Origin of the sequence: Sphingorhabdus sp. Alg231-15 (assembly GCF_900149705.1) — a bacterium.
In the GTDB taxonomy this organism is placed as follows: Bacteria; Pseudomonadota; Alphaproteobacteria; order Sphingomonadales; family Sphingomonadaceae; genus Parasphingorhabdus.
Window position 1 is genome coordinate 1,267,006 of record NZ_LT703001.1, and the last position, 26,062, is coordinate 1,293,067.

Below are 26,062 nucleotides of genomic sequence, written 5' to 3' on the forward strand. Positions count from 1 at the left end.
TTCCTCATTTAAGGGCTTCCCTAACGATCATTTCGACCAGTTCTTCGTAACTAATTCCCATTTGCCTAGCCTGTTCCGGCACCAGGCTGAGCGGTGTCATGCCGGGCTGGGTGTTGGTCTCCAACACAAACAGACCATCCGCGTCCAATTCGTCATCCCAGCGATAGTCTGTCCGGGATGTCCCTTTGCAACCCAGAACCTGATGCGCGCGCAACGCATAGTCGAGGCAGAGTTTTTCAATATCGGCGGGAATTTCCGCCGGGCAGATATGCTCGGTCAAACCTTCGGTATATTTAGCATCATAATCGTAGAAACCGGCTTTGGTTCTTAGCTCAGTTACACATAGAGCTTTGCTGCCGACGACAGCCGTCGTCAGTTCGCGGCCCTTGATAAAAGGCTCCGCGAGAAGCTCGTCAAATTCCTGCCAGGGTCCCGATACATCTCGGCCTATTGGATTGCCGTAATTACCCTGATCGGTGACGATGGCCACACCGACCGAGGAGCCTTCGTTGACCGGTTTCAGAACATAGGGTCGTGGCAGAGGATCGGCTTCAAATATGTCCTTGCTCTTGACCATCTTGCCGTCGGGCATTGGGATACCAGCAGGCACCAATTGCTGTTTGGTCAATTCCTTGTCGATGGCGATGACCGACGTCACCAGTCCGCTATGTGTATAGGGGATCTGCATCAGATCAAGCATGCCCTGCACCGTGCCGTCCTCACCGGGACAACCATGCAACGCATTGAACACGACGTCCGGCTTCACGCCGTCCAATACCATCGCGACATTGCGGTCCATATCGATACGCGTCACCTTGTGGCCATTTTTCTCAAGCGCAGCGGCTACGTCGTTGCCGCTCATCAGCGAAACCTCACGCTCGGCGGACCAGCCACCCATCAATACTGCGACGTGGAGTTTTTCCGGGAGTTTTTCCGGGAGTTTATCGCTCATGCTTCGTCCCCCACGCGCTGAATTTCCCATTGTAGTTCGACGCCGCTATGCTCTTTCACCCGCCGGCGCACTTCTTCGCCGAGGGTTTCAATATCCGCCGAGGTTGCACCGCCCAGATTGAGCAGGAAGTTGCAGTGTTTCTCTGACACCTGCGCTTGGCCGATTTGCAAACCACGACAACCGGCTTCATCGACCAGTTGCCATGCCTTGTGCCCATCGGGGTTTTTGAAAGTCGAGCCGCCGGTTTTGGAACGCAATGGCTGCGAAGCCTCACGTTCGTCGGCAATGCGTTTCATTTCTGCTCCGATAATTTCCGGTTCACCATCGGTTCCGCGCAGCGTTGCGCTGACCACGATCGCACCTTCCGGCAATTCAGAATGGCGATAGGTATATCCCATTTCGGTCAGCGAGATCGTTTTCAATTCACCGGTTCTCAGAACCACGTCCGCGCTCTCCAGGATGTCACAGACTTCCCGGCCATAGGCACCAGCATTCATCCGAACCGCTCCACCAATTGTACCGGGAATACCGCGCAAAAATTCCATGCCCGCAATGCCATGATCGCGCGCCATGCTAGCAGCGGAAATACCGGGTGCACCGGCACCGCAAATCAGTATATTATCTATTCCGAACCGTCCCTTGCCAACGGTTTCAATCCCGGCAAAGGCCTTGCCCAATCGCACCGTCACGCCGCGTTTTCCACCATCGCGAATGATAAGATTGGACCCCAACCCCAACGGCCAAACAGGAATAGCTGGGTCTAGGTCCCGCAAAAATTGCTGCAGGTCTTCAATATCCTTGGGCGCAAACAACCATTCGGCCGGACCACCGCTTTTGAACCAGACGAGCGGCGCCAGCGGTGCTTCGGCGGTTAGCTTGCCGCGGGTTTCTGGGAGGGTTGTGGCCACCGTCATGACCGCACCGCTTTCATGCCATCGGCCAGTCCCGCCGCCCATTTGGTAATATCTCCTGCGCCAAGGCAGACGATCATGTCCTTGTCTTCCGCAACCTCGGCAAGGCGTTGAGTCAAATCCGCTTCGTCCGCCACGGTTTCCGCCACCCTATGTCCGCGTTTGCGTAGGCCAGCGGCAAGAGCTTCGCTGTCCACGCCATCTATCGGATCTTCGCCAGCGACGAAAACTGGCGTCACATAGACCATGTCGGCATCGTTAAACGCTTGCTGAAAATCTTCCATATGGTCGCGCAGCCGGGTGAACCGATGCGGCTGGACTACGGCAATGACGCGACCCTCTGCGCCTTCGCGTGCGGCAGAAAGCACTGCGCGGATTTCGACCGGGTGGTGACCATAGTCGTCGATGATCGACACTCCATCCACTTCACCAACCTTGGTGAAGCGCCGCTTGACGCCGCCAAATTGATCGAAGCCACTGGCAATCTGTTCGTCGCTCATGCCCATTTCGAGGCCGACCGCCACGGCTGCTATCGCGTTTTCTACATTGTGCCGCCCGGGCATCGGCAGCGTGATGCCTTCGATGGTCCGCGTCTCGCCATCGCGGTCGCGCACGACCACATCAAAGCGATTACCGCCGGGAATTGGGGTTACATTGACGCCCTTCACATCGGCCTGCGCGGAAAAGCCATAAGTGATTAGACGCCGGTCACGGATACGCGGCAGGATCGCCTGCACTTCCGGGTGATCGAGACACAGGATCGCTGCACCATAAAAGGGCACATTTTCGATAAACTCGACGAAACTGTCCTTGATCTTGTCAAAGCTGCCATAATGATCGAGATGTTCCGGGTCGATATTGGTGACAACCGCAATCGTGCCATCAAGACGCAGGAAGCTGCCATCGCTTTCATCCGCTTCAACCACCATCCATTCGCTGTCGCCCAGCCGTGCATTGGAGCCATAGCTGTTGATGATCCCGCCATTGATCACGGTTGGATCTATCCCGCCAGCATCCAACATCGCCGCGACCATCGAGGTGGTCGTCGTCTTGCCATGGGTCCCAGCAATCGCGATCGTCCGCTTCAACCGCATCAGTTCAGCCAGCATTTCCGCGCGCCGGACAAGCGGAATACGGTCTTCCAGAGCCTTTTCCACTTCCGGATTGCCGCGCTTGACAGCGGTCGAGATGACCACAACGGCAGTGCCTTCGACATTCTCCGCCTTCTGGCCGATGGTCACCTTGATACCCTTGGCGCGTAAACCTTCGACAATATAGCTTTCGGCCATATCGGAACCCTGCACCTGATAGCCGAGATTATGCATGACTTCGGCAATGCCGGACATACCGATACCGCCGATACCGACGAAATGGATCGTGCCAATATCTGTGCCGACACCCTTCATTGCATGCTTTCTTTCGCCAGCACATTCTTCGCCAGTGCCGGGCGCTGGCTCGGGGACAGCTGCGGTGAGTCCGACTTGACTTTCAAAGGCTTGGACAGCGGCGAGGTGCCAATGCTTTCTACCAGATCAGCGAGATCACTGACCGCATCGGGGCGACCACATTTGCGAGCAAAGCGCGCCGCATTTTGCAGCGCATCAGGTCCGAGCGCCATTTTCTGCATCTGTTTGGCGAGCTCCTTGGCAGTGAATTGCGGCTGCGCAATCGAACGCGCACCACCGGCGGCTACCATTTCACGGACATTTTGCGTCTGATGGTCATCGGTCGCAATCGGCAACGGGATCAGGATCGCCGGACGACCTGCTGTTGTCAGCTCGGCAATAGTCGAGGCCCCGGCGCGGCCAATCACCAGATGCGACCAGCCCAGTCGTTGGGGCAAATCCGGTAAATAGGTTGCCAGTTCCGCCGGAATATCATGTTCGGCATATTTCTCCCGCACCCGTTCGATATCCTGTTCCCGGCATTGCTGGGTCACCTGCAGACGCCGGCGCAGATGCATGGGCAGCAACGCCAGACCATCGGGCACAATGTCCGACAGGATTGTCGCACCTTGACTACCGCCCGTTACAAGCACGCGGAAAATGCCTTCCTCGGTCAGCGGTGGATAGGGCTCCTCGCGCAGCGCAACGACTTCCTCACGCACTGGATTGCCGACCAGATGGACCTTTTCTTGATATTTGGGCTTCAGCCTTAAAATATCGGGATATGCGGTCGCAATCGCATTGACCGATCGTGCCGCCAGCCGGTTGACCCGACCCAGCACGGCGTTTTGTTCATGGACAATTGTCGGGATTTTCTTCCGGTTCGCCGCCAGCAGAGCCGGGAACGCAGGATAACCGCCAAAACCGACAACGGCGGATGGCTCAAATGCATCATAAAGCTGCATCGCCATCTTGCGACCCTTCATGATCGCGCGTGCGCCAGATAGCCAACCGCGCGGGTCCTTGGTGATCCGGCCTGCAGGCAGGACATGGACCTGACCGTCATCGACCATGCCGGGAATTTTTTCGCCCCGTTCATCCGTGATCAGGGCAACACGGTGACCGCGCTGAACAAGTTCCTTAGCCAGCGCATAGGCTGGAATCATATGGCCGCCGGTTCCGCCTGCGGCGAGGACATAATGTTTCGTAAAGCTCATCTGGCCACCATCCCATTTGTGACATAAAGTGAGCGATCTAAATAGGGGTTTCTGCGCGTGAATGCCAGCAACAGTCCAACACCCAGCGACAGGGCCAGGAACGAAGAGCCGCCATAGCTTATCAGCGGCAATGTCATGCCCTTGGAAGGGAAGAGTTGCACGTTGACCGCCATGTTGATCAATGCCTGTCCGCCAAATTGCGCGGTCAGTCCGGCGACGGCGAGAATGATGAAATTATCTTCCTCGTCCAGAAGGCGTAAGAAGACACGGACAATGATTGCAAGATAGACCAGAGCAATAGCAACACAGGCCAGCAGTCCGAATTCCTCGCCAATGACCGAAAATATATAATCTGTATGCGCCTCAGGCAGCTTGAACTTGGCGGTTCCCAACCCCGGACCAGTGCCCAGCAGGCCACCGCCGGTTAGAGCTTTGTGCGCCAGCATAACCTGATCAAATTCATCACCGCCAAATAACCACGAATTGATCCGCTGTGTGGCCACCGGATAAAAGAAATAGGCTGCCACCAATCCGCTCACTCCGACGCCGCCCATGACTGCTATTAATCGAGCGGAAAGCCCGGAAATCATCATCAACACAAACCAGATCCCGCAGAATATAATAGTCTGTCCCAGATTAGGCTGCATCATCAACAACAGGGCAACAACGCCTGTCAGCACAAAAGACAATGAGATCACCGGCAGTGATGGGTCCTTAACCCGCAGCGACAACAGCCATGCTAGCGAAATGGCATAAAAGGGCTTCAGGAACTCACCGGGCTGAACCGTGGCAAATCCATAGCCAATCCAGCGCTGTGCGCCATTGACGGTCTTGCCGAAAATCGGCACCAGAAACAGCAAGGCAAAGGCTGCCACAGCGGCGATGATCGCGAACCGCCGGGCCTGTTCCTTGGGAAGCATAGACACCACCAGCATCACCGGGATACCAACAATCACCCAGCCGAGCTGGCGATAGAAATAGTAGAGCGGATCCAGCGAAACCGCGGCCGTACTATGCTTCAACGCAGTCACAGGCGATGCCGCGGCCACTGCAATTAAGCCAATAGCAATCAAGGTCAGCATCAAAGCCAGCAACACCCGGTCCAGTTCCCAGAACCAGATTGCCAATGGTGAACGGTCACTGCGCCCGAGGCGCGATTCCAGCTGAAACCGCTTCTTTTTGAGGCCTGCGGCAATTTCGGGCAATGCACCTCCCGACGATGCACTGTTTGAGGTTGTTCCATCGGTCATTCTATACTGCCCCCAGCCGCTGTTCCGATTAGACTATTTTCGATGACGCTATCCACCGCATTGCGGAAGCAATCGCCCCGCGCTTCAAAATCCTTGAACTGGTCAAATGATGCACAGGCCGGTGACAACAGGACCACTTCCCCGGGTTTCGCATTGGCGGCCGCATGCTGCACCGCGGTCAAGATCATCTCGCAAGAATCCACCGGCATATGCGGGGCGAGCAATTCGCCGAACATCGGTCCGGCATCGCCAATAGTATAAGCCTGCAGGACATTACCAAAATAGGGTTTGCATTCCTTCAGATCGTCGCTTTTCGGCAGTCCACCGGCAATCCAGTGGATTTTAGGATAGGCGCCAAGGGCAGGACCGGTGGAGGCAGGATTTGTTGCCTTGCTGTCATTTACAAATAATACGCCATCGGCCTCCGCCACGCGTTCCATCCGGTGCGGCAGTCCTTTGAAACTTGCCAAAGCGGGACGCCATTGATGTTCATGGATGCCCAAGGCTTCCGCAGCGACCACCGCAGCAATTGCATTTTGTAGATTATGAGGCCCTTGCAGCGACGGCCAATCGACCTGCCCTTCCAAAGTGACAGAGCTGCTATCCACAATATTCTGAACTCGGCCTTCATCCCGGATGAATTGCAACGCAAGTTGCGTCTTTTCATCAGCACTGCCGAATATCGCAACATGGTTCGAACCCATCATGTCGAACAGACGCACTTTCGCTGCGGCATAAGCATCGTAATTGTCGTAGCGATCAAGATGATCCGGACTGATATTGAGCAACATTGCAACTTCGCAATCGAGATTATGGGTCAAATCAATCTGATAGCTGGACAGTTCCAGTACATAGACGCCCCCCGCTGCCAGCGGTTCCTGCGATAGAATTGGCACACCGATATTGCCACCCATATGGGTTGGCAATGCTGCGCTTTGAATGATGTGATGCAAAAGCGCCGTGGTCGTGGACTTGCCGTTGGTGCCGGTGATTCCGACGACACGATGCGGCGGCAGCGACCGCCGTGCCTGCGCGAACAATTCGATATCACCGATAATTGGCACACCATCATCGGCCGCCTTGTCGCGGATAGGATGCGTGTTGAGCGGCACACCGGGCGACACGATTATCGCATCATAGTCGCTGAGATCAGATTCCAGTGGATCAGCGACAATGGCCTTTTCGCTGGCCGCCTCACGCAAATCCTCGCGGACATCCCAAGCCAATAATCTCGCGCCGCTGGCGTGCAGTGCATCGAGCGTCGCCATGCCGGATCGCGCCAGGCCTAAAATGGCATAGCTTTTATTGGCAAAGGCGGACGAACGCATCATCTGAGTTTTAGTGTCGCAAGCCCGGCCAGTGCCAGAACCAGACTGATGATCCAGAAGCGGATCACGACGGTGGATTCAGACCAGCCCAGCTGCTCGAAATGATGATGAATCGGAGCCATGCGGAAAACCCGCTTGCCGGTGCGTTTGAAGAAAAAGACCTGAACAATAACGGAAACCGCCTCCAGAACAAAAAGCCCGCCAACAATAGCGAGAACAATTTCATGATGGATTGAAACGGCAATTGCACCCAATGCACCGCCAAGGGCGAGGCTGCCGGTATCGCCCATGAATACCGCAGCGGGCGGCGCGTTGAACCAGAGAAAAGCCAGACAGGCGCCTATGATACAGGCACAGAAGATCGCCAGTTCTCCGGCGCCCGCAACAAAGGGAATACCGAGATATTCGGAAAACACCGCGTTGCCTGACAAATAGACTAGAATCAGGAAGGTTGCACTGGCGATCGCTACCGGCATGGTTGCCAAGCCATCGAGGCCATCGGTCAGGTTTACCGCATTGCCAGAGCCAACAATCACAAACATAGCAAAGGGGAAATAGAACCAACCAAGATTAATCTGTACGTCATTAAAAAACGGCACATAGAGGTTGGTACCGATCTGCTGGACAATGATCCATGTTGCAAATCCGGCTACAATAAACTCCATCAACAGTCGGACACGACCGGGGACGCCTTTGTGACTGGCTTTGCTGACTTTGTCATAGTCATCCATAAAGCCTATCGCCCCGAAACCCAGCGTCACGAAGATACAAACCCAGACGAAGATATTACTCAGGTCCATCCACAGCAAAGTGGAGATAACCACTGAAAGCAAAATCATCAGGCCGCCCATGGTCGGCGTACCGGCTTTTTTCAGGTGCGTAATCGGCCCGTCCTCGCGGATAGGCTGGCCCTTGCCCTGTTTCATCCGCAGCATGCTGATGAATCTCGGTCCAATCAACATGCCAATAAACAATGCGGTTGCAACCGCTGCACCCGAACGGAAACTCAAATAACGAAAGACATTGAATATGCCTTCAAAATCAAGCCATTGCGCCAATAGATAAAACATTAATACTCCCCGCCCACCAAAGCCGTAACGACCTTGGAAAGCCCCAGATAATTTGACCCCTTGATAAGAAGGACGTCTTCGTCGCCGATTTCCCCTGCGACTTCAGTCAGCGCCTCCGAAGAGCCAGCGACATGAGATATTTCCGGGGTGTGATCAAGTTTTTCCGAAACTATTTCGGCCAGCTTGGCCGATGTATAGGCCATTTCATCGCCGACCAATATGATCGTCTGTGCACCAGAAGCGACTATGTCATCGGCCAAGGCCTCATGATAGGTCTGCGCCTGATCACCCAGCTCCCCCATAGCGCCGAGGATGACGATTTTTTTCCCGCCACAATTTTCCCGTGCCAGCTGCCCTAATGTGGCCTTCATCGACACGGGATTGGCGTTGTAGCTCTCATCAATTAGCAGCGCCCGGCCGGTATTTGGCTCGCCCTGTTTCAGTTCAATCTGATGGCGCCTGCCGCGACCATCGAGACCCTGCAATTCCGCCAGCGCCAGACCGGCCGACGCCAGATCACCGCCGACGGCCCGCACCGCTGCCAAGATGGCCAGCGCATTGGATACCCAGTGCTTGCCCGGCTCTGCAACCGTGAAGCAGAGGCTGCGATCCCCTTCGCCATCATCCCGAAAACTCGCCGTCACCAGTGAACCGCCACCCTGGGCCGGCACAACATCAATAGCACGCACATCGGCGTCAGCATCAAAGCCAAAGGTGACGACCTTCTTGGTGTGTCGCAAAGCGGCCTTGCGAAGCCGCTGGTAATGGTCGCTATCATAAGGAATGATCGCTGTGCCTTCGTGCGTCAGCCCCTGAAAAATTTCAGCCTTGGCATCTGCAATCGCTTCGACATCAGAAAAATGACCGATATGAGCCGGGGCGATAGCAGTGATGATAGCCACATCAGGACGGACGAGCCGGGTTAGCTGCGCCAGTTCACCGGCATGGTTCATACCCATTTCGAAAATCCCATATTGGCATCCCGCCGGCATACGCGACAGGCTCAGCGGAACGCCAACATGGTTATTGTAGCTTTTCACCGACCGATGGGACTTTCCCATGGACGCACGGTTTAAAGCTGCAAAAAGGGCTTCTTTGGTGCCGGTCTTCCCTACCGACCCCGTAACTCCAATAATCTTCGCATCAGTGCGGACCCGCGATGCAATGGCCAGATCGCTTAGCGCCTTGGTGGTGTCCGGCACCAATATGTGAGGGCCATCAACCGGTTCACTGACGACCGCGCCCGCTCCGCCAGCGGTATAGATATCATCAACATAAAGGTGCCCGTCGCTCTGTTCACCTTTCAGCGCAAAGAACAGGTCGCCAGGACCAATTTCGCGTGAATCGAAAGCCACGCCGCCAACTTCGAAATCAGCGCTAGCCTCTCCGCCCACAGCTGCGGCGATGGCGGACGATGTCCAGATTGCCGATGTGACCGGGGCCGTCATGCTGCCGTCTCCGGCTGCGGTGTGCCGTTGGCTTTGCGGGCGCATTCCCGGGCGACTTCAACATCATCAAACGGGATCACGCGATCGCCAATAATCTGTCCCTGTTCATGCCCCTTGCCCGCCAACAAAATGATATCATCCGGACAAGCTAGACCAATAGCAAGGCCAATGGCCGCACGGCGGTCTCCCACCTCTTCCGCGCCCGGTGCCCCTGCCAGGATATCGGCGCGAATGGCCGCCGGATCCTCATTGCGCGGATTGTCGTCCGTTACGATAGCCAAATCCGACAGCTCCACGGCTACCTTGCCCATTTCCGGACGCTTACCCTTGTCCCGGTCACCGCCAGCCCCGAAAATCGTGATCAACCGGCCTTTCACATGAGGCCGCAACGCATCAATCGCTGCCCGCAAACCATCGGGCGTATGCGCGTAATCAACATAAACAGGCGCACCCACTTTCGTGATGACCGCCCGTTCCAAGCGGCCGCGCACTGGCTGTACGCGTTGCATATGATCGAACACATCCTCCAGCGCTCCACCTGTCGCAAGCACGACCCCGGCAGCACACATGACGTTCGCGGCCTGATAAGCACCGATCAGCGGCAAGGCGATCCGATGCGTATTGCCTTGCGCTTTTATCATCAGCACCTGGCCCAATTGCGTCGGTGTACGCGACAAGAGCCGCAATGATGTGCCTTGCTCTCCTACTGTGAATAGGTTCAACCCGCGATCCATAGCGCGTTTTATGACAGTGGCAGATCGTTCATCATCTGCCCAGACAACCGCGGTTCCGGCGTCGTCAACCACTTCATCAAACAGCCGCATCTTGGCCTCGAAATAGCTGTCCATATCGCCATGATAATCAAGATGATCGCGACTGAGATTGGTGAATACACCAACCTGTACGGGCAATCCTTCAGTACGATATTGAGAAAGACCGTGACTAGACGCTTCAAATATTGCGTGACTGACTCCCTCGCGGGCAAGACCGGACATGTTTGACAAAAAGGTGACTATATCCGGCGTGGTAAGACCGGTCTTGACCTGATCGTCCGCTGTCGTAACGCCCAGCGTCCCGATAGAGGCACTGTTGAGGCCAGCCATACGCCAAAGCTGGCGTGTCATCTCTGCGGTTGATGTCTTGCCATTAGTACCCGTGACGGCCGCGACATATTGCGGTGTCGGTGTAAAATAGCGCGCTGCCATCAATGCGAAAAGACGCCTCGGTTCTGCGTCAGAAATATGCGTAGCCCCATCGACTTGCGCGTCGGGATGCGCAACAATCGCTAACGCGCCAGCTGCAACCGCAGCCTCGATAAAATCCTCGCCGTTGACCCTTGCGCCTTGAAAGGCACCGAAAATATTGCCCGGCGCGATCTTGCGATGGTCAATGGCAAAACCGGTCACATGGGCTTCGCCTTCTTCGCTTTCTAGGGCCGCGTCATTCATTCCGGCGACAAGAGCGGATAGTTTCACGGGCCTATCCTTTCGGTGACCAGAGCAAAGGAGTCAGCTCCGACACATCAACATCTCGATGTTCATCCGGTACCACGCCCAACATCGGCCCTACCCGCGGCACCACCCTGCGAACAACAGGTGCTGCGGTCCAGCCAGCTGTCCGCTGAAAACCTGTTTCGGCGTTGCCCTTTGGCTCGTCGAGCATCGCAATGACGACATAGCGGGGGTTATCCATCGGGAATGCCGCAGCAAATGTGGAGACCAGAGAGGTTCTGTTATATCCTCCATCAGCAGGTTTCTCCGCCGAGCCGGTTTTGCCGCCAATCCGGTATCCCGGAGCATCGGCCTTGCGCCCTGTACCGTTAGACACAATCATCCGTAACAGTTGCCGCATGCGAGCGCTTGTTGCCGCCTTGAATACGCGGCGCCCCTCCGCCTCCTCGCCTGGCTCAACCTTTAACAGCGTAGCTGGCCGCCAGATACCACCATTGACCAGCGCCGCATAAGCGCTAGCCAGATGAAGCGGCGTAACCGCAATACCGTGCCCGTACGCAACCGTCATATTCGTAACCCGACCCCAGCTTTGCGGCCAAAGCGGCTTGCCCCGTTCGGCCAGTTCAATATGAGGTCTCTCGTCGAAACCGAGCCGCCGGATCATGTGTTCCATGCCTTCTTTGCCGAGATTGTCGGCAATACGTGCAGTCACAATATTAGAGCTGTGTACCAGTGTTTCCGGCACGTTGAGATATCGATTCTGCCCGTGATCATCCTTGATCTTAAAGCCAGCCACCTTGATGGGTTCGGTTGCGTTATATCGGACCGCAAGATCCGTCACAGTACCCGCATCAAGCGCCGCGGCAACCGTCAAGGGCTTGAATGTGGAACCCAGTTCAAAGACGCTTTGCGTGACATCATTGGTTTGGTATTTCATCGTCGCCTTGCGGATTTTATTGGGATCAAAAACCGGCAACGAGGCCAATGCCATGACCTCACCCGTTTGCACGTCCAGTATAATGCCGGCCGCTCCGCGGGCTTCGTGCGCGGTCATCGCGACCATCAATTCGCTCTCAAGTGCAGCTTGGACACGACTATCAATCGAAAGTGCTGCCGGGGCGCCGCGCAGATTCTCATCCTTAAGGCGGTCGTTAAGCGCCCGCTCCATTCCCATCACGCCCTCACTGTCCGCATCGACATAGCCAAGGACATGAGCCGCCAGATCGCGCTGCGGATATAGCCGTTCGTTTTCTCGTGGGAATTCGATACCAATCTCGCCCAGCGCATGGACTTGCTTAACCTCATTAGGCAGCGCGCGACGCCGCAAATAGGTTGGCCGTGGCCCTTCAAGCTTTGCGAGAAACTCGGCCGCCGTTGTGTCAGGAAACAATTCTGACAATTGCCGGGCCAGTAATATTTTATCACCGAGCACCCGCTCTGGCACCACACGGATCGCATAACCTTTCATCGTTCGCGCCAAAGGAACACCATTGCGATCCACGATATCGCCACGTGCCGGCACAAACGCCGAGCTGGACATCCGCGTGGGTTTGGCATCTTCCAATATGCTGAAGCTTATCAATCGCCCGACGATAACTGTGAAAATGGCAAGAAACACCAGTAGCAACACCATCAACCGAAAGTGGGCGCTGGCTGCTACCTCCTTACTTTTCCCGGAAAACTGCATTTTTCTGCTGCTTGCCAGAAGAGTGGTCATTGAGCACGGCTCCCCGCCTGCTCACTATCCGCCCTTGCCGCTAGCTGCTTGATTAATCCATCATCGAGTAGCTTATCTTCCATATCAGCGACACGCGCGGTTTTGGTTTCGCGTAGCTCAGCCGCTGTGGGCTCTTCTCCAGCGCCGTCGGCTTCGCCATTTATTGCGACGGGCGCGGTGTCATTAATCCCGCCATCGTGCACCTTGGCTGAAGCGGTCGGGAAGACTGAGCCGATAATGCCTGCCGGCTGAACCTTGTCCATAGTACTGATAACGGCCACTTTAACAGGCTTGCGCAAATCCTTGCCGCCAAGATTGGCCAGTGCGCGCTCTCCATCCAGATATTGTGAGGCATTGGGCGATACATAGCCATATTCCAACTTGTTCCAGTGTTCGAGTTGCCGCAAATTGGCGCGTGCACTAAACTCTGTTTCAAGATAACGGATTTCTTTTTTGACGGACACAATCTTGCTGTCAGTGCGCGCTAGGTCACTGCGTAACGTGGCCACGCTGAGAGATAGTGGATAGAGCAGGATCGCGACAAGAAAAACAAGCGCGAGCCAGCCGATACCTTCAAGACGTTTCACTGCCAGTTTCATTACACGCCTCCCATCTGTGCATGGCTCGGAGCGTCGGAACGCACCGCTGATCTGAGGGTGGCGGAGCGGGCTCGGGGATTAGAGACCTGCTCCGCCCCGGTCGGGCGCACCAGTTTGGCTGGTTTATGAAAGGTGGGCGCCGGCCGTTTTTCGGAAACTTGTGGGAGATGACGCGAACCGGCGGATTGTTGTCCGCTGCGGTTGCGCAGGAAATTTTTGACGATACGGTCTTCCAGACTGTGGAAGGTCACAATGGCAAGGCGTCCGCCGGGCTTCAGCAGTCGCTCCGCGGCGAGCAAGCCATCTTCCAGTTCACCAAGCTCGCGATTGATATGGATGCGGATCGCCTGAAAGGTCCGTGTTGCAGGATCTTTTTTATCTCCAGGCTTTTGGCCCAGCGCCTTGCGAACAACATTGGCCAGATCAGATGTGCGGGTCAGTGGCCGCGCATTGACGATTGCTTTGGCGATTTTTCGGGATCGACGTTCTTCACCATAGCGGTAAATGACATCCGCAATATCTTCTTCTTCGGCCTCATTCAGGAAATCAGCAGCGCTGGGACCGTCCTGAGACATGCGCATGTCAAGCGGTCCATCTTTCTGGAACGAAAATCCGCGCTCCGCCTGATCGAGCTGCATAGAAGATACGCCGATATCCAATGTGACGCCGTCAATATCTTCTCCGCCGAGCACATCAGCCATCTGCGAATAGAAAGCATGGTGCAATGTGAGCTTGCCATCAGAGCTTTCAACCAAAGGCTTGCCGTCAGTAATGGCATCAGGATCCTGATCAAAGCCGTGCACCTTGGCACCAGCTGCAATCATCGCCATGCTATAGCCGCCAGCGCCGAACGTGCCATCGACATGCGTTTCGCCCGGGGTAATGGCGAGTGCATCTATGACTTCGTCGAGCAAAACGGGGATATGGGGCTTTGCAGGGATGGTCGCTTCATCGGGGGTCATTTCTTTTTCCCCAATTCGCTCAGATGAAACTCTACAAGACGCTTGTCCACCGGCACATCATCGGTCGTGTCGAGCAGCGCTTGCGGCGCCCAAAGGCAGAATGTCTTGCCGATGCCGTGGAAAATGACTTTATCCTTCAGACCGCTAATCGCCTGCAACATGGGCGGCAGAACAAAACGGCCACTGGCATCGAAGCTGAGGTCCTGAAGCGTGGAGAATTTGCGGGCACCTGCTGCATCGCGGTCATAGGGCTCTGACCGGGCGATGGCGATCTCTTCTTCCTTGTCGATTTCTGCCAGCATATCGATCTTGCGGCTTAGTCCAAAGCCAACAAGACAATCCCATTTTTCATGCTTACCGAGGCACAGCACGCGACCATCGCTGCTCGCGATCAAGTCTTTACGCAGGAACGCAGGAACGGACAGACGACCCTTGTCGTCTATCGCGGAAATACCCGATCCTGAATAAGCGTAATTGCCTGACACAGCCTCAATCCCTCAACACTATCGCAAGGCAAATCTCTCCCGCTCGGAGAAGCGCGCAATGAGCCACTCCCGAAACATCAGAATCCCGGACAGGAAATTTACCCCGATAACGGAATAGGGTTAACAGGGGAGCGGTGGGGATGGAAGGGGATTTTACGGGATATTACGGGAATTTTTGGGTAGAATTATCTAACTCATTGATTTTTAAGTGTTTAAATTTGAAGTCCATTCGACAGATCCGGCCAAAACTCGGTTTAGTGGTTGGAAACATGGTATTAAACTCTATCCAGATGAGCACCTAAGCAGGGAATCAGTGTCATTTAATCAAATCTGCAACAAAAATATCGGTCAAGCGCCGGGCATCCCGCGACTCCATTTTTGTGCCCTCATTAACATCATCTCCCCACAGAGCATCATTTAGAAAATCAGCGTCGGCAATGATGATCGCCCGCCCTTCACCGACCTCACAACGCGCGATGATATTTGCCTTGCTCAGCGCACAATTGGCATGACTGGCACTTTTGCCCGACAAAGGTTTGAACGTTCCAATACCAACGGTGGTAATCGTTGCTTCAGGAAATTCCAGAACCACCTGGCCTGCTCCATCTGCATCCGGTGCGAGCAATTCCAATCCCCAATAGTTGAGCAAAGGGGATAACAGTCCGGACGCAAGCGGGCGGCTTGTGTCTCCAAGGGATAGCTCTGTCGGCCAGAGCAACATCGGGTCAGTCAGAATGATCGCCTTGCCGCCATCGCGTATCCAGGCATCCAGTGCCGCTATATCCGCCGGATCCATCGCAGGCGGCTGCGCCAGTATCACAACATCGGTGGCGGAACTGTCCAGGGCTTCAAAACTATCGACCGCGGAGATATCATATTTGCCTCGCCAATGGGTGTAAATCGGGGCGGCCTCTGTTGTGCCTGATAATATAGTTTCCATAGATGCGCCCTCACCCCAGACGATCGGCAGACTCGTCATCAACTGGATTTTGGTAGAGGCTTCGCTTTCCTCAGCTGCGCTGGTCGAGGCCGGGCTGCATTGCAACAATAACCCCGTGACAGCGAGGAGCATCAATCCAGATGCGAGCCATCGCATCAATGCTTATCGTTCCTGATCCATTGGCGCTTCGAGCTTCGGATCGGGCTCCAGATCCGGAACCACCTGCGCACGCGTACCTGGCACAGTCGGTATCGGCTTGATGGTTTCATCTTCCTGCACGGGCGCAGGTGTGATCCCCAGTTCAGCCAAGGGCTCTGAAGGTGCGGGAGCTGGTTCAGGCACAACCTCTGTGGCCAACTCCCGTGTACCGCTTGCCGCTTCTGCCTGAATTTCCTCAAGCGCCGACTGCTCGTCGCTGGCTCTTTGCAACACGAAATTGGCGATGCTAACCAGCAACAGGACAGCCACCAGACCGACCACACCTACCTGGATGCGCTGTATCGTATCCTGACGGTCACTCTTGTTTTTCGAATCTTCAGTCATCGTCGGCTAGCCAGGGAAAAACCGGCAATCCTTTCTCTTTCAACCACGCAGCATTGTAGAGCGAGGACAGATAGCGAAAACCAGTGTCACACAGGATCGTCGCGACCTTGCTGCCCGGCCCAAGTTCTTTACCAAGCGCAATAGCACCCGCAACATTAATCCCCGATGAGAGGCCGAGACACAGCCCTTCTTCCTGAAGCAGTCGCTCAACCCATTTGATGCCGTCCTCGTCGCTGATCCGGTATTGCGTATCAATCGGGGCCTCCTCAAGATTACCGGTGATCCGGCCCTGCCCGATCCCTTCAGCAACACTGCTCCCTTCGGATTTCAGTTCACCGTGGGCATAATAATTATAGAGCGCCGCACCATGGGGATCGGCGAGCCCGATCATGACTTTTTCATTCTTGGCCTTCAGCGCCATGCCAACACCGGCAATCGTGCCGCCGGTGCCTGCCGCACACACGAAACCGTCAACCTCCCCGTCCAGCTGGGCCCAGATTTCTTCGGCAGTCGTCTCGATATGCGCTCGGCGGTTGGCGACATTGTCAAACTGGTTCGCCCAGACCGCGCCGTCTGTCTCTTCGGCAAGACGGCGGCTGGTATGCACAAAATGGCCCGGATTGGCATAGGGTGCTGCTGGCACCAGGACCAGCTTCGCGCCCAGCGCACGCAGCGTATCCATTTTTTCCCGGCTTTGCGTTTCCGGCATCACGATGGTCGTCTTATAGCCCTTGGCATTGGCGACCAGAGCAATTCCGATCCCGGTATTGCCCGCCGTCCCCTCGACAATCATCCCGCCGGGTTTCAGCAAGCCGCGCTCCTCGGCATCTTGCACAATGAAGAGGGCAGCCCGGTCTTTCACCGAAGCACCGGGATTGGCAAATTCGCATTTGCCATAGATATCGCAGCCAGCCTCAGCACTGGGGCCAGCGAGACGAACGAGAGGGGTGTTGCCAATCAGGTCGAGCGTATTGTTCAGTATATTCATACAGACACCTTTAGTGCGCGTTGCCAATGCCGACAAGCGGGGACAATTTGGCAAGGCAAAAGCATAGCTTTAGTGACAGACGATCTCTTGCCTCCCGTCGCCAGCAATTTTCCAACGAAGTTGACAAAGTGAACCAAGGCTTTTGAGCCAGATTTAGCGTGTAAGATTTTTCCAAAGTTCACACAATTCACACCGTCCTGGTACATCGTGAAATTTTGAATCCAGAGCGCATGTTCGATATCCTGCAACACAACAAAGCATTGGCGAGTATAACCGATGCGGCCCTGTGTAGGACAGGCATTTTCCCGATTTAGCCGGGGACGATGTTGTTTCCGAATTCACCAAGTTAGTCGCGCCGCGCCTAGATCGGACGTGAAGACACCACAGAAAATAGTTGACATAGCGCCATATATGCAACTAATTGCGCAATTATATGCATATATGATGGAATCGTCGATGGAAACTAACAACAGTCCGTTCTATGAACGCCTTTCATTCAGTGAAGCATTTGTCGGTGCACGGGCGCTACGTTTAACCGATATTATCGGGAAACAGGGCGATGACTTTTTCCGCGAAGCCGGATTAGTTGCTCCCTCTAGAGCAATATCAACGATTTTGTTTATTGATCACAACGGCCCCTCTTCCTTGGTTGAAATAGCCAAAGCATTGGAGGAACAGCATCAGTTAACGGCGCAGCGCACAACGCTCCTCGAAGACTTATTGCTCGTCACGCGCGAACCGGATCCAAATGATCAGAGGCGAAAAACCTTTCATCTCACAGACCGCGGGTTGCGGGAAGCCAGCTTGATTGAAGAGCGTTGCCGTGAAGCAATTGAAGTATTTAATAACCTCAATAACGAGCTTGGGTTTGACTTGAGCGAGGCTCTCGAAATCGGTCAAAAGGCATTGGCCCAACGCTCCCTGCTGGAACGCCATGGAGCAATGTCCCGCTAGCGAGTATTGGATCAAATTATGGAGAAATCACCAGGATTAATATCCGAGTTCAGCCGCCGACGAGTGGCCAGCGCAGGTCTAACCCAACTTGTTACTTACCTGCTCTGCTTCTTGACCTTTATCGCCACATTCTTTGCTAGCGCGCTCATTTCAGATTCACCAACTACGATGATTCTTCTGAGTTTTCTGGCAGCCGCATTGGTGCTCTGGTTCGGTTCTCATTTTTCTGGAAAGCTCTTCAAAGTCAAAAGACAAAAGTTATATATTGGGATGCAATTGGGTTCTGTGATCACGATATTGTCCGGACTGGTGGTCTATTTGATTCTCCAACCTCTTGTTCCGAAGGTCGATCAATATGTCGCCGAGGAGGTCGCAGGTGTCGACTTTTGGGAATTGCCAACTGGATCAAAGATAGCTTTTCGAAAATTCCCGTCGAAAACAAAAGCGCAGAAGCTTCCTGTCATCATATTACATGGCGGACCTGGCGCATATAGCGTCACTTTCAAACCTATGTTGGATGTCTTTTCCAATCTCACTGCCAATGGTCATGACGTCTATTTTTACGATCAGGTAGGCAGCGGGCTTTCAGAGCGATTATCTGATGTTTCAGAATATAGCCTCGACCGGCATATTGCGGATCTAAATGCCATTCGACAAAAAATCAGAACCGACCAGGTGATCTTGATTGGTTCATCATGGGGAGCAACTCTAGCGGCCAATTATCTTGCAGAGTATCCAGACAGCGTTGGAAGCGCAATATTCTCAAGTCCTGGCCCAATCTATCGTCCTGACTGGCTGGAAATCTCCGATGGGACCCTGGATGAAAAGATGAATTCAAGACAGAAAGAACAGCTTGATGCTGCTATCGAAAAACCACGGCTCTTCGTGGCAATAGCATTGGCAGAAATAAATCCAGCAGCTGCAGCCAGATTTGCCCCAGATCAGGAAATGGGTTCCTTTTTCGATAAGATTGCCAATGAGCATTATCTCCCATTGGCAATGTGTGATCCGAAAAAACTGGACGCACGTTCTTCTGGTTATGGCTTCTGGTCAAGCCGGATGACCGGAAAAACGTTGGTAAATCAGAGATTTGATCCAAAACCCGCGCTGACCAAGATTGACATACCGGTGCTGGTTCTTAGAGGCCCGTGTGACTACAAAAATGAAGCTGTGGCAAGACAATATACCGCCATATTTCCAAACTCCCGATTTGAAGAAGTTAAAGATACTGGTCACATGGCCTATGGCGAGGACCCTCAACAATATCTGCGGCTGCTGACCGACTTCTTGAGATAACGGCAAACCTGCCATGTAACCGAGGCAACTGAAATCGAATAGGACGACTACCGAACTTCAGGCCGACAGATCAAATTTCTCCGGCACCATCTTCGCCAGCATTTTTTGGCAGGCGGTCAGGTTGCGCTCGAAAATTTCATGCGCGTTCATCTTGGCAAGGAACGCGGTCAGTGCAGGCCATCTGGCTGCATCCGGCGGTCCTGCGATCAAGTCCGTCTGCATCAATTGGGCGGCAATAGAAATGTCGGCAATGGAAAGCTGGTCCCCCAGAAAATATTGTCCGCCGTCCAATTGCCCTTCGAGATAGTCCCAGAGCGGTGGTAATTTTTCGTTCCATGTCTTGCGCGCAGTTTCCAGGTCGGGTTCTCCGCCGGTCATCGCGGCAAAAATAATCGGTCGGAACACACCGCCACCGCCGTTCATCGCCAAGGCGCTGTCGGCATATTCTTCCAGCCACAAGGCGCGGCCATAGAGAAAGGGGTCGTCAGGATAGGCGGCGGGCTGCGGACATTTCTTTTCCAGATAACCACACATGGCTGAGCTGTCCGCAATCGTACCGGCCGTTCCCTCGGTGCCGATGGTCATATCGCGCAAGGCCGGAATCCGGGACAGCGGGCTTATCTCCAGATACCAATCCGGCATCGCCATGATATTGATCGCCACACAATCATAGTCCAGACCCTTGAGCGCCAGCACCGCCTCCGTCTTGCGCTGAAAAGGAGATAGCGGCGATCCGTAGAGAATATATTCAGCGGTCATGGGTGAGTGATTCCTTTACTCTATTTCTTGATCCCCGCTTTCGCCGGGATCACGGGAGATGTAAATCACTGTTTTTCTTGATATTCAATCCCGACAGTCTCGGCCACATTTTTTGCGAGCCGCCTTGCTGCATTGCTGTCGCTGCCTGTTGCCAGCGCTACGGCCATGCGGCGATAGGGCCGGGTGATCGGTTTACCAAACAGGCGCACGTCCACCTCTGCGCTTTCGCTACCCATCGCCAAGGCATCGGCAACGCCGGCAAAGGCAAAGTCATTACTGTCCCGACCCGCCAGGATAACGGCACTGGCGCTGGCAGGTGCGGTTAAGGCGATATGCGGGATCGGCAGCCCCATGATGGCACGGGCATGGAGGTCGAATTCGCTCAAATTCTGGCCAATCAGGGTGACCATGCCGGTATCATGGGGGCGTGGGCTAAGTTCCGAGAAAATGACTTCGCCGTCTTTGGTGACGAAAAACTCGACGCCAAACAGCCCCCATCCCTTTCCATCGCCGGCGAGATTTTCAACAACCTTGCGTGCCATATCCTGTGCCTTGGCCAGCGCAACGCCCGTCATTGCGGTGGGTTGCCAACTTTCCTGATAGTCGCCGCGTTCCTGTCGATGGCCAATGGGCGGACAGAACAGCACGCCCTCGCCTGTCCGGATTGTCAGCAAGGTAATCTCATAATCAAAATCGATAAACTGTTCGACAATCACACGCGCACGGTCGCCGCGCATATTATCGACGGCATAATTCCAGGCGCTTTCCAGCGCATCTGTACCGTCGACCTTGCTCTGCCCCTTGCCGGAAGAGGACATGACCGGTTTAATCACCAGCGGTAGACCGATATCATCGGCAGCGGCCTGCACTTCCGGGAAGCTCTCGGCATAATGATAGTTTGACGTGGTGAGGCCCAGCTCCTTAGCCGCTACATCGCGAATGGCGTCGCGGTTCATCGTCAACTGGGTCGCGCGCGCGGACGGCACGACATTGAAACCCTCCGTTTCCACTTCAGCGAGAATTTCAGTGCGGATGGCCTCGACCTCTGGGACGATCAGGTCAGGTTGATGTTTTGTGATCGCAGCGCGCAGCTTCTCACCATCAAGCATTGAAAACACTTCATGCGCGTCGGCGACCTGCATCGCGGGGGCGGCGTCATAAGCGTCGCATGCGATTACATAGGCCCCGAGCCGTTTGGCAGAAATGACGAATTCGCGGCCCAGTTCACCCGAACCGAGCAGCAGGATTTTTTTGGTGAAGGTCATTTGGCCCTTATGAAAATATCGTCATTCCAGCGCAAGCCGGAATGACGATATTTGGTTAGGCCTCTTCGGCCATCATCTCTGCCATCCGTTTGTTCATCTCGTCCGGACTGACATCCTCTATATGAGTGGACAATGTCCACTCATGGCCGAACGGATCTTTCAGCCAGCCAGAACGATCGCCGTAAAATTGATCCTCCACTGGCCGCACCGATGTCGCGCCGGCATTAACGGCCTTCGCAAAAGCCGCATCACTATCCTCGACATAGATCATCAGACTGCATGTCGCGCCGCCGCGCTTATTTGGCCCAAGCTTGTCCATGTCAGGAAACTCATCCGCCAGCATGACATGGCTGTCACCTATCAACAGATCGGCATGGCCGATCTTATCGCCCATCGGCATCCGCATGACTTCCTCTGCACCAAATGCATTTTTATAAAATTCGATAGCCGCTGCCGCATCGTCGACAATCAGATAAGGCGTTACGCTATGAAAGCCGTCTTCTTTCCATTGGGTCATATGTCCTCTCCTCGCCAGAAAACCGTAATGTAGCAAATTTGCATCAGTTTTGCGAATTCGCAAAATTAGAATTGATATATCATATCATTTATATTATCCGCTCTTTCAATCATTTCCCTATCCAGAAAAGAGTAGTTCGTGTCCCATCACAAATTTCTGACTTCCGCCGCCATTATACTATTGCCGGTTTCACCAGCCTTGGCTCAATCCAGCCAGCAGACCGAAACCGAGGATGATTTCCACAATGACGATGCGATTGTCGTCACCGCGCCTTATCTCGAAAGGCTCGACATACTGGCAGGCACGTCTGTCCTGACCGGTGATCAGCTGACCAATGATTTACGCGGCCAAATCGGTGACAGCCTTGCCAAATTACCCGGCGTTTCTTCGACCAGCTTTGCGCCCGGATCTTCGCGGCCCGTATTACGTGGTTTTCAGGGACCACGTGTCCGGGTTCTCACCGACGGTATTGGCGCGTTGGATGCTTCCAACACTTCCGTCGATCATGCCGTCACAATAGACCCCCTGACCGCCCAGCGTATCGAGGTCCTTCGCGGACCAGCGGTATTGCTATTCGGCGGCGATGCAATTGGCGGTGCTGTCAACGTCATCGACAAGCGAATTCCACGTGATGTGCCTGACGAGGCCTTTCACCTGGATGCTGTCGGTGGTTTTGGCAGTGCCGCCAATGATTACAGCATTGGCGGTTCGCTGGATGTGCCACTGACCGACTCTCTCGTTTTCCATATCAACGGCGCCTATCGCGATACCGATGATCTCGACATTTCCGGTTTTGTACTGGCCCCCGAACTGCGCGCCGAAGTGCTGGAGCAAGTGGCTGAAGAAACCGAGGAAGGCAATCTCGACGAAGCTGCGGAATTGGCGGAAACCGCCGATCAGCGCGGCACGATTGCCAATACGGCCAGCCGCACGATCAGTGCAGCGACCGGTCTCGCCTATATTGGTGAAGGCGGTAATATCGGTTTCTCGGTCAGCTACTATGACACAGAATACGGTGTTCCCGCCCGTCCGGGCGCCGAACATGGGCACGGTGAAGAAGGCGAAGAGGAAGAAGGTGAAGAGGAAGAAGAAGGTCCAGTCACCATCGATCTAGAACAGATTCGCGTGGACCTAAGAGCCGGTGTTAATCTGGGCGATGGTTTCTTTGAATCACTCAACCTGCGCGCTGGCTATTCCGACTATGAACATACCGAATTTGAAGGCGATGAAGTCGGAACGGTCTTTAACGTCGAAGGTATCGAGGCCCGTGCGGAACTCGTTCAGAACGAACGCAATGGTTGGCGCGGCGTTATCGGAACACAATTGTTGGTGCGCGATTTCAACGCCATTGGCGCAGAAGCCTTTGTGCCTAAAAATTCCGTGGAAAGCGTAGCTCTATTCACAATTCAGGAAATTGATCTCGGTAATTTCGAAGTAGAAGTTGCGGGACGTTATGACAATACGGATATCTCGTCGAATATCGTCAATTTCGACCGCAGTTTTGACAGCCTTTCCGGTGCTCTCGGCTTTGCTTATGCGCCGGATGACAGCGGCCTGAAAATTGGTGTGAATCTCTCCCGTTCGGAACGCGCTCCTTCGCCGGAAGAATTGCTTTCCAATGGTCCTCACATTGCGACACAAGCGTTTGAGATCGGTAATCCTAATTTCACCACGGAAAAAAGCTGGGGTGGCGAGCTATATGCGCGCTGGAATTCCGAAGATATCCAGTTGAGCGCAACGGTTTATGCCAATATTTTCGATGATTATATCTTCGAGACCGAAACCGGCGACGAAGAAGATGGCTTGCCTGTTTTCCAATTTTTCCAACAGGATGCGACCTATTATGGTCTCGAAGCCTCTGCATCCTTCGTGGTCGCCCGTGCAGGCGGGTTTGCATTCGTCACTGACGGGGTTGCCGATTATGTCCGGGCGAAAATCCGGGATGGCGGTGGCCCCGTCCCCCGCATTCCGCCTCTGCGTTTGCTTGGCGGGATTTCCGCACAAAGCGATGCTGTAGACTTGCGGGCAGAACTGGAATGGTCAGACAGCCAGAACCGGGTTTCAGCCTTTGAAACGCCAACGGATAGCTTCACCATGGTCAACGCCTCTGCTGCTTGGCGCCCCTTGGGCAAAGAGGGCGGTGTGACCCTGCTCGCATCGGCAAATAATATCTTTGATGTAAACGCGCGTCGTCATGCCTCGTTCACGAAAGATTTTGTACCGCTGGCTGGTCGTGATATTCGTATCAGCGCAAAATTTAGTTTCTAGCGGAAATCGGGGTAACTTCGTGTTTCTGCTATAAACGCAGGATCAGGAGTTACCCATATGCGCAAAATAATCGCTTCTATCGCCCTATCTTCGGCGCTCTTACTGGGCGCGTGCAACACTGTACAAGGTGTTGGTGATGATATTAAATCCGTTGGCCGTGCTGGCGAACGGGCGATCGATTAATCCATTTCTTTAGGAGAAGAACCATGCGCAAGATTTTGGCATCATTGATTATTTCATCCACCTTGGTCCTCGCGGCCTGCAATACGGTACAGGGTGTTGGACAAGACATCGAATCCGTAGGTCGGGCCGGGGAAGATGCGATTAACTAAGCTATTCTGTAGCTTCGCGTTTTGCTCTTTTGCGTTCGGTGAACCACATGATCGCCAGCGAGACTTCATAAAGCAGGATTAGCGGTAGTCCGAGCAAGAACTGGGACACAACATCCGGCGGCGTCAATATCGCTGCCAATACAAAGGCTGCGACAACCATGTAACGGCGCAGCCCTTTCAGTTGTTCGCGTGTCACCAGTCCAGCGCGGTTGAGAAGCAACAACAGCACGGGTAGCTGGAAGCACACCCCAAAGGCGAGAATGAACCGCATCACCAGATCAAGATAATCCCCCATAGCGGGCAGCGCTTCCTGCGTCATTCCGCCCACTTCGCCTTCAAAGCCAAGGAAAAACCGAAATGCTGTGGGCATCACGATGTAATAAGCCAGCGCCGCTCCTGCGGTGAACAAGACCGGTGTTGCAAACAGGAACGGCAGAAACGCCTTTTTCTCGTTTGCATAGAGCCCTGGCGCAACAAAGGCCCACAGTTGGTTTGAAATGATCGGGAAGGCAATGAAAAAGGCAGCGAACATCGCGACCTTTATCTCGACGAAAAAGGCCTCATAAAGCTTGGTGTACACCAACTTGCCTTCTCCCGGAGGAAAGGCATCGGTTAGCGGCACAACCAAAAGCCCGAATATTTCGTCGGCAAAATAAAAGCTGGCGGCGAAGGCGATAGCCAGCGCTACGACGGACCAGACAAGCCGCTGGCGCAGCTCGATAAGATGCTCGATCAGCGGCGCTTTGCTCTCATCCATATCGGGCGCGGACTGCTCGTTCATGGATCCGGTTTTTCCGGCGGTTTCTCTGAAACGCCTTCATCGAGCGGCAAATCGGCCTGCCCTGTATCACTTTCGCTTGGCGTTATCGGCGGACCGTCTAGGGGCTCCATCTGCGGCTCATCATCCGAAACAGTTGGATGATCGAGCATGATACGTTCGTTCTCGGCCGCCCATTTCTTTTCCATTTCCTGTAATTCCGCTTCACGGACCATGGCGTCAAAGCCGGTGCGGAAATTACCCATCACGCCGCGGGCCTTTGCCATCCATCGACCAGCCGTTGCCAAAGCGCGAGGCAGCTCTTTCGGGCCGATCACGACAATCGCAATGATCACGATAATCGCGATCTCGGAGATGGAAAGGTCAAACATATCTGTGCGCCGCGATCCGGCCTAGAATCCGGTTGGCTAGCCTTAGCTGGCCGTCTTGTCGGAAGTCGCCGTCTTGTCTGCGCCGATATCGGACGGTTTGCTGTCAATCTGGGCCGAAGCCTTGGCACTTTCCTCTTCTTCGGTAATGCCTTTTTTGAAGGACCTAATGCCTTTGCCGACATCGCCCATCATTTCAGAAATTCGGCCGCGACCGAACAGGATCAGCACCAAGGCTGCTACAATTAAAATCTGCCAAATACTCGGTTGCATCGAAAA

27 protein-coding genes are annotated in these 26,062 nt (G+C 54.4%); 5 read left to right on the forward strand and 22 right to left on the reverse strand.

The features are described from left to right. Window positions 1–4: 4 nt before the first annotated feature. The 16 genes from DG177_RS06300 to DG177_RS06375 all read right to left on the reverse strand — a co-directional run bounded on the left by DG177_RS06300 (window position 5) and on the right by DG177_RS06375 (window position 17,246). Complete coding sequence (locus DG177_RS06300; protein WP_337658567.1) at window positions 5–952, reverse strand: D-alanine--D-alanine ligase; 948 nt, start codon at window positions 950–952, stop codon at window positions 5–7. Next, window positions 949–1,866: a UDP-N-acetylmuramate dehydrogenase gene (gene murB / locus DG177_RS06305; protein WP_108812811.1), complete on the reverse strand. Its 918-nt coding sequence runs from the start codon at window positions 1,864–1,866 to the stop codon at window positions 949–951. Before murB ends, DG177_RS06300 begins: the two co-directional genes overlap by 4 nt. Further along, the gene (gene murC / locus DG177_RS06310) at window positions 1,863–3,269 is read right to left on the reverse strand and encodes a UDP-N-acetylmuramate--L-alanine ligase (RefSeq protein WP_108810716.1); all 1,407 of its coding nucleotides are present in this window, start codon (window positions 3,267–3,269) and stop codon (window positions 1,863–1,865) included. Before murC ends, murB begins: the two co-directional genes overlap by 4 nt. Next, window positions 3,266–4,465 carry an undecaprenyldiphospho-muramoylpentapeptide beta-N-acetylglucosaminyltransferase gene (gene murG / locus DG177_RS06315; protein WP_108810717.1) on the reverse strand — a complete coding sequence of 400 codons (1,200 nt, stop codon included), beginning with the start codon at window positions 4,463–4,465 and terminating at the stop codon, window positions 3,266–3,268. The genes murC and murG overlap by 4 nt, the downstream gene beginning before the upstream one ends. Then, window positions 4,462–5,715, reverse strand: a complete 1,254-nt coding sequence (locus tag DG177_RS06320) for an FtsW/RodA/SpoVE family cell cycle protein (RefSeq protein WP_108810718.1) — start codon at window positions 5,713–5,715, stop codon at window positions 4,462–4,464. Before DG177_RS06320 ends, murG begins: the two co-directional genes overlap by 4 nt. Beyond that, window positions 5,712–7,046 (reverse strand): UDP-N-acetylmuramoyl-L-alanine--D-glutamate ligase, encoded by a 1,335-nt coding sequence (gene murD, locus DG177_RS06325; RefSeq protein WP_108810719.1) that lies wholly within the window; start codon window positions 7,044–7,046, stop codon window positions 5,712–5,714. Before murD ends, DG177_RS06320 begins: the two co-directional genes overlap by 4 nt. Continuing rightward, window positions 7,043–8,113, reverse strand: a complete 1,071-nt coding sequence (mraY, locus tag DG177_RS06330) for a phospho-N-acetylmuramoyl-pentapeptide-transferase (protein WP_108810720.1) — start codon at window positions 8,111–8,113, stop codon at window positions 7,043–7,045. Before mraY ends, murD begins: the two co-directional genes overlap by 4 nt. Then, a complete protein-coding gene (locus DG177_RS06335) occupies window positions 8,113–9,561 on the reverse strand; it encodes a UDP-N-acetylmuramoyl-tripeptide--D-alanyl-D-alanine ligase (RefSeq protein WP_108810721.1) in 1,449 nt (482 codons plus the stop codon). Before DG177_RS06335 ends, mraY begins: the two co-directional genes overlap by 1 nt. Continuing rightward, entirely contained in the window at window positions 9,558–11,009 is a 1,452-nt protein-coding gene (locus DG177_RS06340; RefSeq protein WP_108810722.1) for a UDP-N-acetylmuramoyl-L-alanyl-D-glutamate--2,6-diaminopimelate ligase, read from the reverse strand. Before DG177_RS06340 ends, DG177_RS06335 begins: the two co-directional genes overlap by 4 nt. A gap of 31 nt (window positions 11,010–11,040) precedes the next feature. Next, window positions 11,041–12,729, reverse strand: coding sequence for a penicillin-binding transpeptidase domain-containing protein (locus tag DG177_RS06345; RefSeq protein WP_108810723.1), 1,689 nt, complete (start codon window positions 12,727–12,729; stop codon window positions 11,041–11,043). Then, window positions 12,726–13,328 carry a hypothetical protein gene (locus DG177_RS06350; protein WP_108810724.1) on the reverse strand — a complete coding sequence of 201 codons (603 nt, stop codon included), beginning with the start codon at window positions 13,326–13,328 and terminating at the stop codon, window positions 12,726–12,728. The genes DG177_RS06345 and DG177_RS06350 overlap by 4 nt, the downstream gene beginning before the upstream one ends. After that, window positions 13,328–14,290 (reverse strand): 16S rRNA (cytosine(1402)-N(4))-methyltransferase RsmH, encoded by a 963-nt coding sequence (gene rsmH / locus DG177_RS06355; protein WP_108810725.1) that lies wholly within the window; start codon window positions 14,288–14,290, stop codon window positions 13,328–13,330. The genes DG177_RS06350 and rsmH overlap by 1 nt, the downstream gene beginning before the upstream one ends. After that, the gene (locus DG177_RS06360; RefSeq protein WP_108810726.1) at window positions 14,287–14,775 is read right to left on the reverse strand and encodes a division/cell wall cluster transcriptional repressor MraZ; all 489 of its coding nucleotides are present in this window, start codon (window positions 14,773–14,775) and stop codon (window positions 14,287–14,289) included. The genes rsmH and DG177_RS06360 overlap by 4 nt, the downstream gene beginning before the upstream one ends. A 316-nt stretch (window positions 14,776–15,091) precedes the next feature. Beyond that, window positions 15,092–15,871 carry a DUF4350 domain-containing protein gene (locus DG177_RS06365; RefSeq protein WP_108810727.1) on the reverse strand — a complete coding sequence of 260 codons (780 nt, stop codon included), beginning with the start codon at window positions 15,869–15,871 and terminating at the stop codon, window positions 15,092–15,094. 6 nt (window positions 15,872–15,877) lie between these two features. Then, the gene (locus DG177_RS06370) at window positions 15,878–16,258 is read right to left on the reverse strand and encodes a hypothetical protein (protein ID WP_337658568.1); all 381 of its coding nucleotides are present in this window, start codon (window positions 16,256–16,258) and stop codon (window positions 15,878–15,880) included. After that, window positions 16,251–17,246: a cysteine synthase A gene (locus DG177_RS06375; RefSeq protein ID WP_108810728.1), complete on the reverse strand. Its 996-nt coding sequence runs from the start codon at window positions 17,244–17,246 to the stop codon at window positions 16,251–16,253. The genes DG177_RS06370 and DG177_RS06375 overlap by 8 nt, the downstream gene beginning before the upstream one ends. Window positions 17,247–17,702: 456 nt before the next feature. Between DG177_RS06375 and DG177_RS06380 the strand changes: the two genes are divergently transcribed. Further along, window positions 17,703–18,200 carry a hypothetical protein gene (locus DG177_RS06380; protein ID WP_337658569.1) on the forward strand — a complete coding sequence of 166 codons (498 nt, stop codon included), beginning with the start codon at window positions 17,703–17,705 and terminating at the stop codon, window positions 18,198–18,200. Window positions 18,201–18,206: 6 nt separating this feature from the next. Continuing rightward, window positions 18,207–19,496 carry an alpha/beta fold hydrolase gene (locus tag DG177_RS06385; RefSeq protein ID WP_337658570.1) on the forward strand — a complete coding sequence of 430 codons (1,290 nt, stop codon included), beginning with the start codon at window positions 18,207–18,209 and terminating at the stop codon, window positions 19,494–19,496. A gap of 57 nt (window positions 19,497–19,553) precedes the next feature. Here DG177_RS06385 and DG177_RS06390 read toward each other — a convergent pair whose 3' ends face one another. From DG177_RS06390 to DG177_RS06400, 3 genes are all read right to left on the reverse strand, one after another. Beyond that, window positions 19,554–20,255, reverse strand: coding sequence for a glutathione S-transferase N-terminal domain-containing protein (locus DG177_RS06390; RefSeq protein WP_108810731.1), 702 nt, complete (start codon window positions 20,253–20,255; stop codon window positions 19,554–19,556). A 65-nt stretch (window positions 20,256–20,320) separates the two neighbouring features. Then, the gene (gene purT / locus DG177_RS06395) at window positions 20,321–21,520 is read right to left on the reverse strand and encodes a formate-dependent phosphoribosylglycinamide formyltransferase (RefSeq protein WP_108810732.1); all 1,200 of its coding nucleotides are present in this window, start codon (window positions 21,518–21,520) and stop codon (window positions 20,321–20,323) included. Between the two features lie 55 nt (window positions 21,521–21,575). Beyond that, window positions 21,576–22,037, reverse strand: a complete 462-nt coding sequence (locus tag DG177_RS06400) for a VOC family protein (RefSeq protein WP_108810733.1) — start codon at window positions 22,035–22,037, stop codon at window positions 21,576–21,578. A gap of 138 nt (window positions 22,038–22,175) precedes the next feature. Here DG177_RS06400 and DG177_RS06405 point away from each other — a divergent pair, with 138 nt between their 5' ends. The 3 genes from DG177_RS06405 to DG177_RS06415 are packed head-to-tail and all read left to right on the forward strand — an operon-like array spanning window position 22,176 to window position 24,637. Beyond that, window positions 22,176–24,305, forward strand: a complete 2,130-nt coding sequence (locus DG177_RS06405; RefSeq protein WP_108810734.1) for a TonB-dependent receptor domain-containing protein — start codon at window positions 22,176–22,178, stop codon at window positions 24,303–24,305. A 57-nt stretch (window positions 24,306–24,362) separates the two neighbouring features. Further along, complete coding sequence (locus DG177_RS06410; protein ID WP_108810735.1) at window positions 24,363–24,488, forward strand: entericidin A/B family lipoprotein; 126 nt, start codon at window positions 24,363–24,365, stop codon at window positions 24,486–24,488. A gap of 23 nt (window positions 24,489–24,511) precedes the next feature. Next, window positions 24,512–24,637 carry an entericidin A/B family lipoprotein gene (locus DG177_RS06415; protein ID WP_108810736.1) on the forward strand — a complete coding sequence of 42 codons (126 nt, stop codon included), beginning with the start codon at window positions 24,512–24,514 and terminating at the stop codon, window positions 24,635–24,637. Window position 24,638: 1 nt separating this feature from the next. Here DG177_RS06415 and tatC read toward each other — a convergent pair whose 3' ends face one another. Genes tatC through tatA form a run of 3 tightly spaced genes read right to left on the reverse strand, consistent with a single transcriptional unit; the run spans window position 24,639 to window position 26,056 of the window. After that, window positions 24,639–25,418, reverse strand: coding sequence for a twin-arginine translocase subunit TatC (gene tatC, locus DG177_RS06420; protein WP_108810737.1), 780 nt, complete (start codon window positions 25,416–25,418; stop codon window positions 24,639–24,641). Beyond that, window positions 25,415–25,786, reverse strand: coding sequence for a Sec-independent protein translocase protein TatB (gene tatB / locus DG177_RS06425; protein WP_108810738.1), 372 nt, complete (start codon window positions 25,784–25,786; stop codon window positions 25,415–25,417). The genes tatC and tatB overlap by 4 nt, the downstream gene beginning before the upstream one ends. A gap of 42 nt (window positions 25,787–25,828) precedes the next feature. Next, window positions 25,829–26,056, reverse strand: coding sequence for a twin-arginine translocase TatA/TatE family subunit (gene tatA / locus DG177_RS06430; RefSeq protein ID WP_108810739.1), 228 nt, complete (start codon window positions 26,054–26,056; stop codon window positions 25,829–25,831). Window positions 26,057–26,062 lie beyond the last annotated feature (6 nt).